The following is a 14,681-nucleotide window of genomic DNA, read 5'->3' as shown; positions in this document are numbered from 1 at the left end:
AATAGAAGCGGAACTAAACCCAGGACGCTTCACAGAACGAGCTGTGGGAGTGCGCCCTGCAAGCACACGGGCCCTTAGATAGGGATAATGGGCAGTAGCTCAGCTGCCGGTTTCGTAGGCGGCTCTCAGATAAGGAGTTCTGCTATGTGCCGACCAGTCACCTGCCGGGTGTGCAGCAAAACCACGTGGGCTGGATGCGGTCAGCACGTGGCCGATGTCAAAAAGCAGGTGCCGGCCTCGCAGTGGTGCGACGGCAAACACTCGGACGCAGAAAAAGGGCAAGCGGGTTCGGGCGGAGTCTTCGCTCGCCTATTCGGCCGCTGATCCCCAGCCGGTCGGCTGGCGGTGAGCCGACCTCCACCTCGGTCGCTTTCGGGGCACGAGGTGGAAGGAGAGGGAATAAGGTTCCCGCGCCTTTCGTTCCCAACTCAGCAAGATACCGCGAGACTCTGCGTAAGGAGTGTTCATGTCCGACATCACCGCACCCTTCCTTCCCGAAGCCGGCACAGTGACCATGTTCACCACATCGTGGTGCGGCTACTGCAAGCGCCTTATGCCCCAGCTGAAGCAGCAGGGGATTGAGTTCCGCGAAGTCAACATCGAAGAGATCGAAAACGGCGCGCAGGTTGTGGAAGCCGCCAATGACGGCAACCAGACCGTGCCCACTCTTCTCTACGCGGACGGCACCACCCAGACCAACCCGGGAATCGGCGAAGTCAAGAAGAAGCTCGAAAGCCTCGCTTGAGAAGCACCGCTCATACCTCTTTGCCGCAGCGACCAGGACCCCTGGCGCTGCGGCTTTTCTGTGTTCGGATCCGCCTTCGCTGACCTCAGCAGAAACCGACGTCCCAGCGGCCGTGTCAGAGGGCTTTAGTACCCTATTGGCATGCCCCCGAATGATCATTCCTCTGGTTCTGCGGACTCCAAACGAGCTTCGTCAGCTGCCGTGCTCGCCCGCCGTTTGGCCATTCCGCTCTTCACGGTCGTCGGCGCCGCTTTCGGGGCCTGGGCGCTCATGTACACCGGCGCCACGAATCCCATGCTCGTCGGGGACTCTGGTCCGCTGGGCCGCATCGGCCTGCCGATCGCCGAATTCTTCTTCCAGGCGGCCAGCGTGGTGGTCATCGGCGCCATCATCCTCATGATGCTCATCCTGCCGCGGTCGAAACCGCAGCGCCGTCGCGGTGCGGGAGCGCGCAGGGCAGAAAAGAAAGCCAAACAGCTCGCGGCGAAAAAAGCTGCGGCCGGCAATGCATCGGCCACTGGGAAAGCAGCGGCTGCTGCAACATTGACTGCTGAGGCCACAGCAGCGTCCGCTTCTGGTGCAGACGCGTTCAAGACTGACCGCAAAGCGGACCGCGACGTCGAACTCGACCCATCGTGGGCGGCAGCGCTCCTGACAGCGCAGATCGGGTCGATTTTCCTTGTCCTGTCCTCGGTTGCCACCCTGATTCTGCGCTACGTCAACACCGCCGGCACGGCGGCGACAAACGCAACGCAGGCCGAATTCTCCGCCCAGCTGGGCGCCTACATCACTCAAATCGACTCGGGCCGACTGTGGTCGCTGGTCGTGGTCACCGCCATCGTCATGTCGATGATCCTGTTCGCCACCCGCAGCTTCGCCGGCATTGGCTGGACGGCGCTTCTGACGGTGCTCATCCTGCTGCCGCAGGCGCTCATGGGTCACGCAGCAGAAGCCAAGGGGCACTTCGAAGCCGTCAACAGTCTGGGCCTGCACCTGGTTGCGGTCATGGCGTGGGTCGGCGGACTCGTGGTCCTCGCGCTGATCTCACCGACCCTTACGGGACGGCAGGACCTGGGCGAAATCATTAAGCGCTACTCGACGATCGCCCTGTTTTCGATCGTCATCATGGCCTACTCCGGCTTCGTCAACGCGACACTGCGCGTCAAAGGCCTCGACGACTGGCTGACCCCCTACGGGCAGCTGGTTATCATCAAGGTCGTCTTCACCGTCATCCTCGGCCTGATCGGGTTCTGGCACCGCGAACGGATCATCGGTCGGCTTGGCTCGAGCATGCGCGCCGCCGCAGAATTCTGGCGTTTGGTCCTTGCCGAGATCGCCATCTTCGGTGCGGTTGTCGCCATCGGCATCGTGCTCGCCAGTTCGCAGCCGCCAGTCCCGCAGGAGCTGCGCTCGCAGCCCACCCCCTCGGAAATCCTTTCCGGCGAACTCCTGCCGCCGGAACCGCTGTGGTACAACTACTTCCTGCAGTGGCGCTTTGACCCGCTGTGGGTGGTCATCGGCGTCGGGGCCTCAGTCCTGTACATCATGGGCTACCGCGAACTGAAGAAGCGCGGCGGACAGTGGCCTCTGTGGCGCACCATTTCGTGGGTGGGCGGCATGGCCATGCTCATCTACGTCACGTGCGGCGGTCCCATGGTGTACGGCCGCGTGCTGTTCTCCGGCCACATGATCCAGCACATGCTGATTGTCATGCTCGTGCCGATCCCCATGGTTGTGGGCGCTCCCATCACGCTGCTCATGCGTGCCATCCACCCCCGCCAAGACGGTTCGCGCGGTGTGCGCGAATGGATCCTCATCCTGGTGCACTCCAGGTACATGCGCTTCTGGGCTCACCCGATTGTCGCGTCGATCAACTTCTCCGGTTCGCTCATCGTCTTCTACTACAGCGGCATCATGTGGTACGCGCTGAAGTACCACCTGGGCCATGAACTTATGATCATCCACTTCCTGGCGGCGGGCTATATGTTCGCGCAGGCCATGATCGGCGTGGACCCCGGCGTGAAGCGCTTCCCCCACGCGGTGCGGTTCGTGGTGCTCCTTGTGACCATGACCTTCCACGCCTTCTTCGGCATTTCGATCATGACCACAGAAGTGCTCATTGAACCCGAGTGGTACGGCAACATGGGCCAAACGTGGATCAGCGCCCTTGACGACCAACAGCTGGGCGGCGGAATCGCGTGGGGCATCGGCGAATTCCCCACACTCATCCTGGCGTTCACCGCCGCGGTCCAATGGTCGAAGGCCTCCGACCGCGAAGCCAAACGAAAAGACCGCGCAGAAGCCCGTTCCGGTGACGCCGAACTGCGCGCCTACAACGAATACCTGGCCTCACTGGGCGGCAAACGCTGAATCTCGCCACCCTGTGCGCCCCGGCACAGCGGGAGTGCGCATATTCTCAATGCCGAATGGCGGTACGAAGGCCCTTTGCGGCTCAGTGTGCGCTTATAGTGGGTCATCTCACAATTGCGTGAGCGCTGCTGCCCGCGCCGCCGCGGCAGTCGACAGCCCCGCGCGTTGAGTCGCACGCACTATGAGGCAAAGGAGCCGAAATGGCAATGGACGTTCAGGAGCGTCGCGGCCTGCAGAAGGTCGTCGCCGCCTCGATGGCCGGAACGGTCGTCGAATGGTATGAATTCTTCCTCTACGGGTCAGCTGCGACCCTGGTGTTCAACCACATTCTCTTCCCGCCGTCAGACAACCCGCTCACCCCGATTCTCGCGGCGTTCGTGACCTATGCGGTCGGCTTCATCGCCCGCCCCGTCGGCGGTATCGTCTTCGGTCACTACGGTGACAAGCTCGGCCGCAAAAAGCTGCTGCAGCTGTCGATCATCCTCGTGGGTGTTTCCACCTTCCTCATGGGCTGCCTGCCCACATACCAGGCGATCGGCATTCTGGCGCCGCTGTTGCTGGTGTTCCTGCGCTTTGTGCAGGGCTTCGCGGTCGGCGGCGAATGGGGTGGTGCTGTGCTTCTGGTTGCAGAGCACTCGCCGAAGGAATCCCGCGGCTTCTGGTCGTCCTGGCCGCAGGCCGGTGTTCCTTTGGGCAACCTGCTGGCCACCGCCGTCCTGTGGGTCCTGTCGACCACGCTCGACGAAGCCCACTTCATGTCCTGGGGCTGGAGGATCGCCTTCTGGCTGTCGGCTGTCATCGTGCTCATCGGCTGGTACATCCGCACTCAGGTCTCTGACGCCCCGATCTTCCACGAAACCAAGGACGCCATTGACGAAGGCGCTGCCGACTACGGCGTGTTCTCGGTTCTGAAGAAGTACCCGCGCGGCATCCTCTGCGCCATGGGCCTGCGCCTGATTGAGAACATCCACTACTACCTGGTGGTGACGTTCACAATCACCTACCTGTCGGTCGAAGTGAACATCAAGTCCAGCGAAATCCTCGGGCTTCTGCTGGGTGCACACGCCATCCACGCCTGCCTCGTGCCGCTGGTCGGCAAGATCACCGACATCGTGGGCCGCAAACCGCCCTACCTGGTGGGAATTCTGCTGGCCGCATCCTGGGGCTTCTTCGCCTACCACCTGTACTCGACGGGCGATCCGTTCAACATCTTCATCGCGATGCTGGCCGGTTTGGTGTTCCACGCCCTCATGTACGCGCCGCAGCCGGCGATCATGTCCGAAATGTTCCCCACCCGCATGCGCAACTCCGGTGTTTCATTCGGCTACCAGGTCACGGCTATCGTCGCCGGGTCCTTCGCTCCGATCATTGCCGTGTTCCTGCTGGACAAGTTCAATTCGGCCATCCCGATTGCCATCTACGCTGCAATCGCCGCGGTCATTTCGCTCATCGCCCTGGCCTTCACCAAGGAAACGCGCGGCATCGACTTCGCGGACATCGACCGCGCCGACGCCGAACGCTTCGGTGTGCAAGCGCCGATTCCCTTAAGCAGGAGGACAACACGATGGCAGAAAGTCGACTGAACGGACGAAGCGCCCTTGTGACGGGAGGAGCTTCCGGTCTGGGCCAGGCGATAGCGGAAGCGTTTGCCGCCGAAGGTGCGACGGTCACGGTTGCCGACATCAACGGCGATGCAGCGAAGGACATCGCTCAGAAGATCGGCGGTAAGCACTGGCAGGTGGATCTCGCAGACACAGAAGCGCTCGACGGGCTCAACCTGAACTACGACATTCTGGTCAACAACGCCGGCATCCAGCACATCGAAGCGCTCGAAGACTTCCCGCTGGACAAGTGGCAGCTGATCAACAAGCTCATGCTCGAAGCGCCCTTCGTCCTGACAAAAGCGGTTCTGCCGGGCATGTACGAACGCGGTTTTGGCCGGATCATCAACATGTCCAGCGTGCATGGGCTGCGCGCATCGGCTTACAAGTCCGCCTATGTTGCGGCCAAGCACGGGCTGATGGGACTGACGAAGACTACTGCGCTGGAAGGCGGGCCGAAGGGGGTTACCGCCAACGCCATCAACCCCGGATACGTTATGACTCCGCTGGTGGAACAGCAGATTGCCGACCAGGCCCGCACCCGCGGGATCTCTGAGGACCGTGTGCTTGAAGAGGTCTTTCTGGGCCACTCCGCGGTGCCTCGTCTGCCCGAAGCTGACGAGGTGGCGCAGCTGGCCGTCGTCCTAGCCTCTGATGCCGCGGGTGTCATCACGGGATCGGCACACTCGATTGACGGCGGATGGTCCGCGGCATGAGTGCTGGGTCTGGTGGGCGCGGAGCTGCTGGGCGTATGCCCGGCAGCCGCACCGGCACCCGCAGAATCCTGCGCTGGGTGAGCATTGCGGCGATTGCTGCCGTGGTGCTTGCGCTGGTTCTGTTCACGGTGGCCGGTTCGTCGCAGTCGGGAGTGTTCTTCTTCGCGCTGATCTGCGCTGCCGCCGCCGGGGTGCTCAGCATCTGGGCGGTTATCGGCTGGGCGTTTGAATTCCTGGACAGAAAGCGCGCGTCAGGGCAGTGAGCAGGGCCGGTAGGCGGTGCTCTCGCTCAGGCGGGGAGCCTGCAGTCGACCGTCACGCCTGCAGGCTGTGATCACAGCCTGCAGTCATTCGCCCTCCGGCACCGTCAGGGCGCGCACAACTGCCTGCACTGCGGTTCGCCGCAGTGCTTCGGGTCTGACAACCGCCCAGTAGTGCACGGGCAGCGAAAAGTTGGGGATCACCCTGGTGAGACCCTCACCGGCGAAAGTCGGCAGAAGAGCCACTCCGACACCTCGGCGGCAGGACTGGACGTGAGCGAGTGCCGAGTTCGAATAGAAGTGTCCGGCCGGTTCTGGCAGCACGTTCCACGCGCTTTCCAAGCTGGCCACACCCAGGGAGTGCTCGGCGTAGTAGATCAGTCGATGCGCCCGCAGATCCTCCGTGGTCTGCGGAGCCTGCGTGGTCGCCAGGTAGCTTTCAGAGGCGTAGAAGCCCAGCTCATAGGGCCGCAGGTGGTGGACCGTGGCGTTGGAAACATCCGGTTTTTCCACCACGATCTCAACGTCAAAACCTGACCTGTGCTGGCGTGCTCGCTGCGTGGAAGTGGTCATCTCAATGTTGAGGCGCTTGTGTTCAGCCTGCAGCTGAGCCAGAGCATCAACCGCATAGAACATGGCAAAAGCCTCGGGGCAGGCAATGCGCACGTTCCCGTACATCGAGGTGTCCGGCGCATCGACCTGAATTGAGCCGAGAGCCTTCTCGATCATTTCAGCACCCGGCATGAGCCTGCGGCCGGCCGCACTGAGCTCCCAGCCATCCGGTGTGGCCGTCAGAAGAGTTTCGCCGATCGCCTTTTCGAGGTTCGCTATGCGCCGCGACACCGTCGTGTGCGTCACCCCCATGCTCGCGGCCGCCGCCGTGTACTTGCCCAGACGAGAAACAGCCAGAAGGGCAAGCAGATCATCCGGCGACACCGGGGGACGGGAGACGTTCATGGTGCCAGTCTACTGAGCCGAATGTGCGCTGACGCACTCCCGCGGTGCGCAAGTGCCGTCCGAAAACAGGGCCGAACAGTGTGATCTGCGCAATGCCCGGCGTTATGCTGAACATGAATTTCGGCCGCTTAGCAGCGCACCGCGAGTGCAGAAGCACAGCCGGTGCAGACAGTCGGGCGGCAGTGTGCACTCACCATTTGCAAGGAGGCATGATGGCAATCATCGGTTGGGTAGGTCTGGGCAACATGGGACGCCCCATGGCAGCAAACCTCGTCAAGGCAGGCCACACAGTTCAGGGATTCGACGTTGTCGAAGCCGCAGTCACCGCTGCAGCAGAAGACGGCATCACCCCGGCGAAGTCAATTGAAGAGGCCGTAAACGGCGCCGAAATCGTCTTCACCATGCTTCCCAAGGGCGAACACGCCCGCTCGGTGTACCTCACCGACGGCGGTGTGCTTGAAGTCGCTTCGAAGGACACCATCCTCGTGGACTCGTCCACCATCGACTTCGACACCGCCCGCGCCCTGCACGACGCGGCACGCGAAGCCGGCTACGTCTTCCTCGACGCGCCCGTTTCCGGTGGTGTGACCGGCGCGGCCGCCGGCACCCTGACCTTCATGGTCGGCGCCGAAGACGAAGACTTCGAAGCCGCTAAGAAGTACATCGAGCCCATGGCCGGCAACATCTTCCACGCAGGTGGTGACGCCGCCGGTCAGGCCGCCAAGATCGTCAACAACATGATGCTGGCCATCAGCGCCCAGGGTGTTGTTGAAGGTGCCGTGCTCGCTGATCGCTTCGGCCTTTCGCACGAAACGTTCATCAACATCGCCAAGGTGTCTTCCGGCGACTCGTGGCCGCTGCGCACCTGGTATCCCGTGCCCGGTGTTGTCGACACCGCGGCAGCCAACAACGGCTTCAAGCCCGGCTTTGCAGTGTCGCTCATGCGCAAAGACCTCGGTCTGGCGCTCGCCGGCGGCGAAAGCCAGGGTGTCCCGCTCGATGCCGCACAGCTCGTTGCCGACAAGCTCGACAAGCTCATCGACGAAGGCTGGGAACTGGCCGACACCATGGCGCTGATCCGCAACATCGACCCCGAAGCAGAAGGCCTCCCGAAGAACTTCAGCTGACGGGCCCTCTCCAAACCCACTCCCGAGGTGGAGGTCGGCACAGTGCCGACCTCCACCTCGTGCTTTGGGGCAGGGGAATGGGGCGCGGCCCAGCGGGGTAAGAACAGCCCCGGCTACCCTTAGGGAAGCTGTGTTTTTCTAGGCGAGGAGTGCCCGTGACGAATGCCGATGAGCCGATTCTGACCGATGCTGAGCGCGACGAGATCCGCGCCAAGCTGGACGATGTTGCCCAGCGTGCCGAGGCCGCCGCGAAAGCAGCGGGACGAGGCTACGGCGGCGGCAACCCGGAGGCTGCGGCCGAAGACGTCAAAGTGCTCCTGGCCGTCAAAACGCAGCCGGTCCAGAAGATCCGCACGGCCATTGAGCACGGCTACCGGCTGATCGGCGAAAACCGGCAGCAGGAACTCACCGCCAAAGCCGAAGGGCTGGCCGACCTCAACCCGGTCGCGCACCTCATTGGGCCGCTGCAGCGCAACAAGGTCAACCACACGCTTGCCGTCGAATCGTGCACGTGTATTGAGTCTATTGACAACATGCGCCTGGCCCAGCGGATCGACAACCGGCTTCAGCTGCTGGAACGCGACAGCCTCGACATCTTCATTCAGGTCAACACCTCACGCGAAGACAGCAAATTCGGTGTCGCCCCAGAAGAGGCCGAACAGCTCATTGAAGAAGTGCGCGGGCTTGAGCGCCTGCGGATTCGCGGGCTCATGACCATCGGACTGCCCGGATCAACGGCCGACGAAATCCGCCCCTCCTACGCTGACCTGCGCGAACTGTCGCAGCGCCTGCGCGACAGCGGAGTCCTGCCCGCCGATGCGGTTGAACTGTCGATGGGCATGTCCGCCGACTTTGAACTCGCGATTGAAGAAGGCGCCACGATTGTGCGCGTCGGCTCGAGCGTTTTCGGTGCTCGCAGCTGAAGTTTCAGCAAGCGCGGGCGCGGTATTCGCAGCTGAGTCTGCGCTGAAGAAGCGCCGTGGCCTAGCGTTCGATGCCGGGTCACGGCGCTTTTTCTTACAGTTTGCGGATGGCTGCAGCCATTGCTTCGAGTGCGTCCTGGACAATGGGCCGCGGTGTTCCCATGTTGAAGCGCACCCAGCCCTTGCCGGCCTGTCCGGTGGTGGTGCCGTCGTTCATGGCTACACGGGCTTCCTGCAAGAAGAACTGCTGGGGGCTCACGCCTTCGGGCAGGCGGGGGACCAGCGCGTTCGCATCGAAGAACGACAGGTACGTTCCCTGCGGTTTGATGTAGCCGAGCTCCGGAAGCTCTGCCGCTGCGAAGTCGGCAATGAAATCACGAGTCTGCTCGAGATAGCCGAGAGTGTCGGCCAACCATTCGCCGCCCTCGCGGTAGGCGGTGATGCCGGCAATGACACCCGGTGTTGCCGCCGAACCGGAGAACTGCGTACCGTGCTTCTTCCAGGCGGCAAGGTGCTCGTCGTTCGTGAAGATCAGCTGAGCGCACTTCAGGCCCGGGGTGTTGAACGACTTGGTGTGTGATGTCGCCGTCAGGGTGTGTCGTGCCGCAGCCTCTGAGGTCGAAGCGTAGGGAATGTGCTGGAAGCCGCTGTAGGTCAGCGGTGCGTGGATTTCATCCGAAAACACCAGAGCGCCGTTCTTTTCGACGATCTCGGTGATCTTTTCGAGTTCAGCCCGCGTATACACACGACCGGTGGGGTTGTGTGGATTGCACAGCACCAGCACACCACCGGGCCCTCCGTCCGGACCGGCAGTGGACAGCGCCGCATCGATCGCTTCGAAGTCCATTTCCCAGTGTCGTCCGGCAAGCGGGGCGGGTGCGTCTTCCCGGCCTGCCGAGGTGGAAAGCAGCTCCGGAGAGGGGCTGTCGACAATCTTCTGGGGCACCTCGACATGGTCGCGGAAAAACGCGCCGGGGACGGTGAGGAACGGCATGTACGCCGGCGTGGGCACCACGATTTTGGCGCCGCGGGGCACCAGAATGTCGAGGAAACCTCCCATGCCCAGCAGAACATCGGACGCGGGGAACACGTTTTCAGCGGGGAATTCCCATCCGTAGCGCGAAGCGTAGAACTCGGAAGTGGCTTCGCCCAGACCCTTCAGCAGTTCGGGCGGGGTATAGCCATAAAGCTGGTTTTCGTCGATGACTTTGAGAGCTTCGCGGATGACCGGCGCAATGCCGAAGTCCATTTCCGCAATCCAAGCGCCGATCGCCCCGGGGTATTCGGACCACTTCCGGCTGCCGCGCTCTTCGATCTGCTTGCGAGTGATGCTGTCATACGGGTGCATGAAGCCAGCCTAACGCCGTTCACCCGCCTCAGCACTTGTTGAGTTCTCGCTCCATGGCGTCGCGTTCGGGCTTTGTGACCCACAGGGAGTACTTTTCCTTCACCCGGATCTGCAAGCCCACGTAGGTGCAGCGGTAGGACTTGTTCGGCGGCAGCCACGAGGCGGCGTCCTTATTGCCCTTGGCGGAGTTCGTGGCTCCGTCGACGGCAATGAGGTTGAGCGGATCGTTGGCGAATTCGACCCGCTGCTCTTGGGTCAGCTGCTGCGCACCCGTGATCCACGCGTTGTGCAGCGCAACAATATGGTCGATCTGCACTTTCTGGCTGGTGGTCTGGCCGCGTACGAAGTCGATCCGCTTGCCCGTGTAGGCATCCACGAGAGTGCCGGACATGACTTTGCAACGGCCATCGCGGGTGATGTTAACGAGGTCCCGAGCCAGGATGTCGTCGCGGGTGCGGCAGCCGTTGAAGTCGGTGTCCGTCCACGCTTTGCCGAACTTTTCGACCCGCCCATAGCCAGTGGCCGGGGCTTTGCCCTTGACCGGCAGCTTCTTCAGCGCGGCCAGTGACTTCTGGGCGCCGGGGTTTGCTGGCCCCACGTCCGAGGTGCCACCCGGCTTCTTCTGCGCCTGCGGCCTTTTCGGGGGTGGAGTGGGTGAGAGGCTCGGGCCTTCAGACGGCTCTTGGGCCGTCGTCGGAGTGGCATTTGGGACGGATGTTTCACCAGGTGAGGATTCCGGCAACGGGGCACAGCCGCTCAGGACGAGCAGTGCGATCAGTACAGCCGGAACCCACCTGCGCGGTGAGCGCACAGACACTCAGCCTTCGCGCTGGAAGAATTCTTGACGCTGCGAGCCCAGTCCGTCGCCTTCGAGTTCAACAACGTCGCCAGGAGCGAGGAACGGGTGTGTTCCGGCCATTGCCACACCGGCGGGCGTGCCCGTTGACACGATGTCGCCGGGTTCAAGAGTCATGTACTGGGACAGCTTGTACACGATGGTTCCCACGTCGAAGATCATCTTCGACGTGTTGCCGTCCTGCCGCACTTCACCGTTGACCAAGGTGCGCAGACCGACATTGTTCGGGTCGATGGAATCAGCGGTCACAACCTTCGGGCCGACCGGTGTGGAGCTGGGCATGTTCTTGCCCAGACCCCACTGGGGTGTGAGGTTCTGGAAGGCACGTTCGGAGACATCGTTGACCAGGGTGAAGCCGGCAATCGCGGCAAGGCCCTCTTCAGCTGAAGCCAGTGCATGGGCGCGCTTGCCCATGACAAAGCCGAATTCGACTTCCCAGTCGGTTTTCTCAGAACCCGGCAGAATGCCCACCGGGTCATTGGGGCCGACGATCGTACCCGGGTGCTTGAGGAACGTGACCAGATTGGTGGGAATCGGCTGGCCCGCTTCTGCAGCGTGGTCGGTGTAGTTCAGGCCAATGCAGATGACCGCCTGCGGCGAGGCGATCGGAGCCCCGATCCGCTTGCCTTCGGCATCAAAAGGAGGAAGCTGGCCCAGTTCAACCAGCGACTGCAGCTTGGGCAGTCCTTCCGCCCAGAAGCGCGGACCGAAGTCCCCGCCGAATTCGGTGACAGCAGAGCTCGCATCGAAGTACCGTTCACCGTCCACAACAACCGGGGTTTCCTGACCGGCCTGACCAATCCGCATAAGCTCCATGGGTTCCTCCTGTGTTTTCTTCAATCTAGACCAGGGCACTGACACGAGGTCTCCCGGGGAGCCGAGCTCCGCCTCGTCAACCCGAACCCCACCTCAAACGAGGCGAAGGGCACACCCGGCTGTTCGGCATGCACACAGAAAAACACGGCATAGTAGTGGGGACGCATACAGAAGGACACTCATGCTCGACACTCTTGCCGCCGCCTCAGCGGGGGCGACCGACATCATTGCCGCTCCGGCGTTTCTCGACCCGCAGCGGATCATCGAATCAGCAGGCCCGTGGATGCTCGCGGTCGTAGCACTCATCGTGTTCATCGAATCCGGTGTGCTGTTCCCGTTCCTGCCCGGTGACTCGCTGCTGTTCGTGGCGGGCCTCATGTCACCGGCAATGGGCGTTCCCCTGTGGCAGCTGATCCCCGTCATCTGGATTGCCGCCATCTGCGGTGACCAAGTGGGGTACTTCCTGGGCTACCGGTTCGGCCGCAGGCTCTTCAAAGACGATGCACGCGTTCTGTCGACAGCCCACCTGCGCCAGGCGGAAGAGTTCTTCGTCAAGCACGGCGGGAAATCGCTGTTCCTGGCCCGCTTCGTACCGATCGTGCGGACCTTCGTCCCGCTGGCCGCCGGCGTCGCGCACTACAAGTACCGCAAATTCATCTTGTGGAACGTGGCGGGCGGTCTCACCTGGGGCTTTGTCCTTCCCCTGGCCGGCTACTACCTAGGCACCTTCGACATCATTCGCGAACACGTGGACCTGTGGGTGCTCGTCATCATCGGCCTATCGCTTATCCCCGTGGCCATCGAAGTCATCCGCGAACGCCGCGCCTACAAGAAGGAACAGGCTGCTCGCGATGCCCGCCGGTCCGGCTGAAGGCCAGGACGCTGAAAGCGAAGAGCGCGGGGCCTGATCTGTCCTTTTCTGCTTTTTGAGCGCGAGAAAGGGCCGGCGTTTGCTGTGAATCTGTCGATAGGGTCGTGGCGGAAGCAGGCGTAGAGTAGCAACCCGGAGCGGGCTTAACGCCGTTTCAGAATCTATGCGCCCAGAGCGCGAAGGAGTGAAACGATGACTCAGAAGATCAGTGCAGCAATCGTCGGCTACGGAAACCTCGGCAAGAGCGTTGAAAAGCTCATCGCCAAGCAGCCGGACATGGAGCTCTACGGAATCTTCTCCCGCCGCGACTCACTGGAGACCGACGCAGCTGTCTACCCCGTGGCAGAAGCTGCCGAGCACAAAGACAAAGTCGACCTTCTGTTCCTGTGCCTGGGTTCGGCAACTGACATCCCCGAACAGGCTGCGTCATTTGCCGAGAACTTCACAACGGTCGACACCTACGACAACCACCACCTCATCCCCGCCCACCGCGACAAGATGGACGCCGCGGCAAAGGCCGGCGGCAACGTCGCGATGATCTCCACCGGTTGGGACCCCGGCATGTTCTCGATCAACCGCACCATCGGCGAAGCTCTGTTCCCCAACGCCCAGCAGAACACCTTCTGGGGCCCGGGACTGTCGCAGGGCCACTCCGACGCCGTGCGCCGAGTGGAGGGTGTGAAAGCCGGCGTGCAGTACACGCTGCCGAAGGAAGAAGCCCTGCAGGCGGCTAAAGAAGGACGCGGCGAGGAAATCACCGGCGCGAACGCCCACCGCCGCCGCGTTGTCGCAGTTGCCGACGAAGCAGACCAAGAGCGCATCCGTCAGGAAATCGTGTCGATGCCCGACTACTTCGAGCCCTACGAAACGACCGTCGAATTCGTCAGCCAGGAAGTCTTCGACCGCGAACACCAGGGCATGCCCCACGGTGGCCACGTCATCACCTCGGGTGATCTTGGCGGTACGCACAGCTCGGTCGAATTCACCCTCGAACTTGAGCGCAACCCCGACTTCACCGCCGCCGCGCAGCTGGCCTACGGCCGTGCCGCGGTCCGCATGGCCCGCGAAGGCCGCACGGGTGCCGTCACGGTTCTCGAAGTTGCGCCGTACCTGCTGTCGACGGCAAGCCTTGACGAACTGGTGGCCCGCGACATCTGATAGTCGGTATGACTCGCATTGTTCTGGCCCGCCACGGGCAGGCTTCCGCGCACGCTGAGGACTACGACGTTCTGTCACCTCTGGGCCACCACCAGGCCCGGCTGTTGGGCGGCGGGCTTGCCGCGCTGAAGCTGCACGATCCCGTGGTGGCCACCGGCACCCTCAAGCGGCAGATCGACACGGCGTCGATCATCTTCGGCGACAAGCTTGAGGCTCTGCGCGATGAGCGATTCAACGAATACGACCACCGCCGCGTGATGGCTGAGTACACCCCGGACATGAAGCCGGGGGAGCCCGGTCGCCTGGACCGTGCGATGGCCCTGTGGATGGCTGATGCACAATCGGATTTCCCGCCGTTTCTGCGTCAGGTGATCGCCGCTTACCGCGAGTTCTGCGAACGACTGCCGGAAGGCCGCGACGGGCTGATCATCAGCTCCGGGGGTGTGTCCGCGGTGATCTCCGCTTGGCTCATGGCGGGCCGGCCGGAGGTCTTCGCAGGACACGCTCTCGAGGCGCCGTCGGCCGGGTCTTCCACCGCCGGGATTCTGGACTTCGGTTTGGAAGGGCACGACTTCACCCAGGAAACGGGGCCCGCGGCGTTTCTTGATTTCGGCGCGGGCTTCCCGGCGGATACAGCCGGTGGGCCCGCTGGCAGGCCGAAGATGTCCGCTGCTGAAACGGCGGATGCCGCGCGTGCTGTTCGCGAAATCGAGCAGGTGGTGCTGTTCAACAGCGAGTTCGTCAACGCATCGATGAGCCAGACCGACGGCCGCAGGCTCATCACCTTCAACGAGCACGCTCACCTGGGCCCGCCCGAAGAGGGCCGCATCACCCCGCACTGACGCAGACTGCTGGCGAGGGCAGATTGTCCCGCGACTCCCTTTAGCCGGATTCTGCGCCTTAGCTGTACTAACCGGGGACGTTGGTTGAGTT

Annotated in this window: 15 protein-coding genes; 11 read left to right on the top strand and 4 right to left on the bottom strand. The window is 62.7% G+C overall.

Features of this window, described 5'->3' with window-relative positions:
• Positions 1-144 precede the first annotated feature (144 nt).
• From HMPREF3092_RS11545 to HMPREF3092_RS10005, 6 genes are all read left to right on the top strand, one after another.
• Complete coding sequence (locus HMPREF3092_RS11545; RefSeq protein WP_070424784.1) at positions 145-324, top strand: hypothetical protein; 180 nt, start codon at positions 145-147, stop codon at positions 322-324.
• 142 nt (positions 325-466) lie between these two features.
• On the top strand, positions 467-745 hold the full coding sequence (locus HMPREF3092_RS10025) for a mycoredoxin (protein ID WP_019174058.1): 279 nt from the start codon (positions 467-469) through the stop codon (positions 743-745).
• A 141-nt stretch (positions 746-886) separates the two neighbouring features.
• Positions 887-3,115: a bifunctional copper resistance protein CopD/cytochrome c oxidase assembly protein gene (locus HMPREF3092_RS10020; RefSeq protein WP_256174423.1), complete on the top strand. Its 2,229-nt coding sequence runs from the start codon at positions 887-889 to the stop codon at positions 3,113-3,115.
• Between the two features lie 200 nt (positions 3,116-3,315).
• Positions 3,316-4,698 carry an MFS transporter gene (locus tag HMPREF3092_RS10015; RefSeq protein WP_070424782.1) on the top strand — a complete coding sequence of 461 codons (1,383 nt, stop codon included), beginning with the start codon at positions 3,316-3,318 and terminating at the stop codon, positions 4,696-4,698.
• Complete coding sequence (locus tag HMPREF3092_RS10010; RefSeq protein ID WP_070424781.1) at positions 4,680-5,432, top strand: 3-hydroxybutyrate dehydrogenase; 753 nt, start codon at positions 4,680-4,682, stop codon at positions 5,430-5,432. Before HMPREF3092_RS10015 ends, HMPREF3092_RS10010 begins: the two co-directional genes overlap by 19 nt.
• On the top strand, positions 5,429-5,695 hold the full coding sequence (locus tag HMPREF3092_RS10005) for a hypothetical protein (protein WP_141738021.1): 267 nt from the start codon (positions 5,429-5,431) through the stop codon (positions 5,693-5,695). Before HMPREF3092_RS10010 ends, HMPREF3092_RS10005 begins: the two co-directional genes overlap by 4 nt.
• 84 nt (positions 5,696-5,779) lie before the next feature.
• On the opposite strand, the gene HMPREF3092_RS10000 is transcribed toward HMPREF3092_RS10005, so the two are convergent.
• Positions 5,780-6,649, bottom strand: a complete 870-nt coding sequence (locus HMPREF3092_RS10000; protein ID WP_070424779.1) for a LysR family transcriptional regulator — start codon at positions 6,647-6,649, stop codon at positions 5,780-5,782.
• A 212-nt stretch (positions 6,650-6,861) separates the two neighbouring features.
• Here HMPREF3092_RS10000 and mmsB point away from each other — a divergent pair, with 212 nt between their 5' ends.
• Together mmsB and HMPREF3092_RS09990 are read left to right on the top strand one after the other, a co-directional pair.
• On the top strand, positions 6,862-7,776 hold the full coding sequence (gene mmsB, locus HMPREF3092_RS09995) for a 3-hydroxyisobutyrate dehydrogenase (protein WP_070424778.1): 915 nt from the start codon (positions 6,862-6,864) through the stop codon (positions 7,774-7,776).
• Positions 7,777-7,931: 155 nt separating this feature from the next.
• Positions 7,932-8,699: a YggS family pyridoxal phosphate-dependent enzyme gene (locus HMPREF3092_RS09990; protein WP_070424777.1), complete on the top strand. Its 768-nt coding sequence runs from the start codon at positions 7,932-7,934 to the stop codon at positions 8,697-8,699.
• Between the two features lie 94 nt (positions 8,700-8,793).
• Here HMPREF3092_RS09990 and HMPREF3092_RS09985 read toward each other — a convergent pair whose 3' ends face one another.
• Genes HMPREF3092_RS09985 through HMPREF3092_RS09975 form a run of 3 tightly spaced genes read right to left on the bottom strand, consistent with a single transcriptional unit; the run spans position 8,794 to position 11,719 of the window.
• Positions 8,794-10,047 carry a MalY/PatB family protein gene (locus tag HMPREF3092_RS09985; RefSeq protein WP_070424776.1) on the bottom strand — a complete coding sequence of 418 codons (1,254 nt, stop codon included), beginning with the start codon at positions 10,045-10,047 and terminating at the stop codon, positions 8,794-8,796.
• A 28-nt stretch (positions 10,048-10,075) separates the two neighbouring features.
• Positions 10,076-10,864 (bottom strand): HNH endonuclease family protein, encoded by a 789-nt coding sequence (locus tag HMPREF3092_RS09980; protein WP_256174422.1) that lies wholly within the window; start codon positions 10,862-10,864, stop codon positions 10,076-10,078.
• Complete coding sequence (locus HMPREF3092_RS09975; RefSeq protein WP_070424775.1) at positions 10,865-11,719, bottom strand: fumarylacetoacetate hydrolase family protein; 855 nt, start codon at positions 11,717-11,719, stop codon at positions 10,865-10,867.
• 181 nt (positions 11,720-11,900) lie between these two features.
• On the opposite strand from HMPREF3092_RS09975, the gene HMPREF3092_RS09970 reads away from it, so the two are divergent.
• The 3 genes from HMPREF3092_RS09970 to HMPREF3092_RS09960 all read left to right on the top strand — a co-directional run bounded on the left by HMPREF3092_RS09970 (position 11,901) and on the right by HMPREF3092_RS09960 (position 14,590).
• Entirely contained in the window at positions 11,901-12,590 is a 690-nt protein-coding gene (locus tag HMPREF3092_RS09970) for a DedA family protein (RefSeq protein WP_083274364.1), read from the top strand.
• Positions 12,591-12,782: 192 nt separating this feature from the next.
• Positions 12,783-13,748: a diaminopimelate dehydrogenase gene (locus HMPREF3092_RS09965; protein ID WP_070424774.1), complete on the top strand. Its 966-nt coding sequence runs from the start codon at positions 12,783-12,785 to the stop codon at positions 13,746-13,748.
• Positions 13,749-13,756: 8 nt separating this feature from the next.
• Entirely contained in the window at positions 13,757-14,590 is an 834-nt protein-coding gene (locus HMPREF3092_RS09960; protein ID WP_070424773.1) for a histidine phosphatase family protein, read from the top strand.
• The last annotated feature ends 91 nt before the right edge of the window (positions 14,591-14,681 follow it).

It is taken from the genome of Brevibacterium sp. HMSC24B04, from assembly GCF_001806835.1.
Taxonomy (GTDB): domain Bacteria; phylum Actinomycetota; class Actinomycetes; order Actinomycetales; family Brevibacteriaceae; genus Brevibacterium; species Brevibacterium ravenspurgense.
Note: the sequence above shows the minus strand (reverse complement) of the source record. Positions and strands in the feature narration are given on the sequence as shown.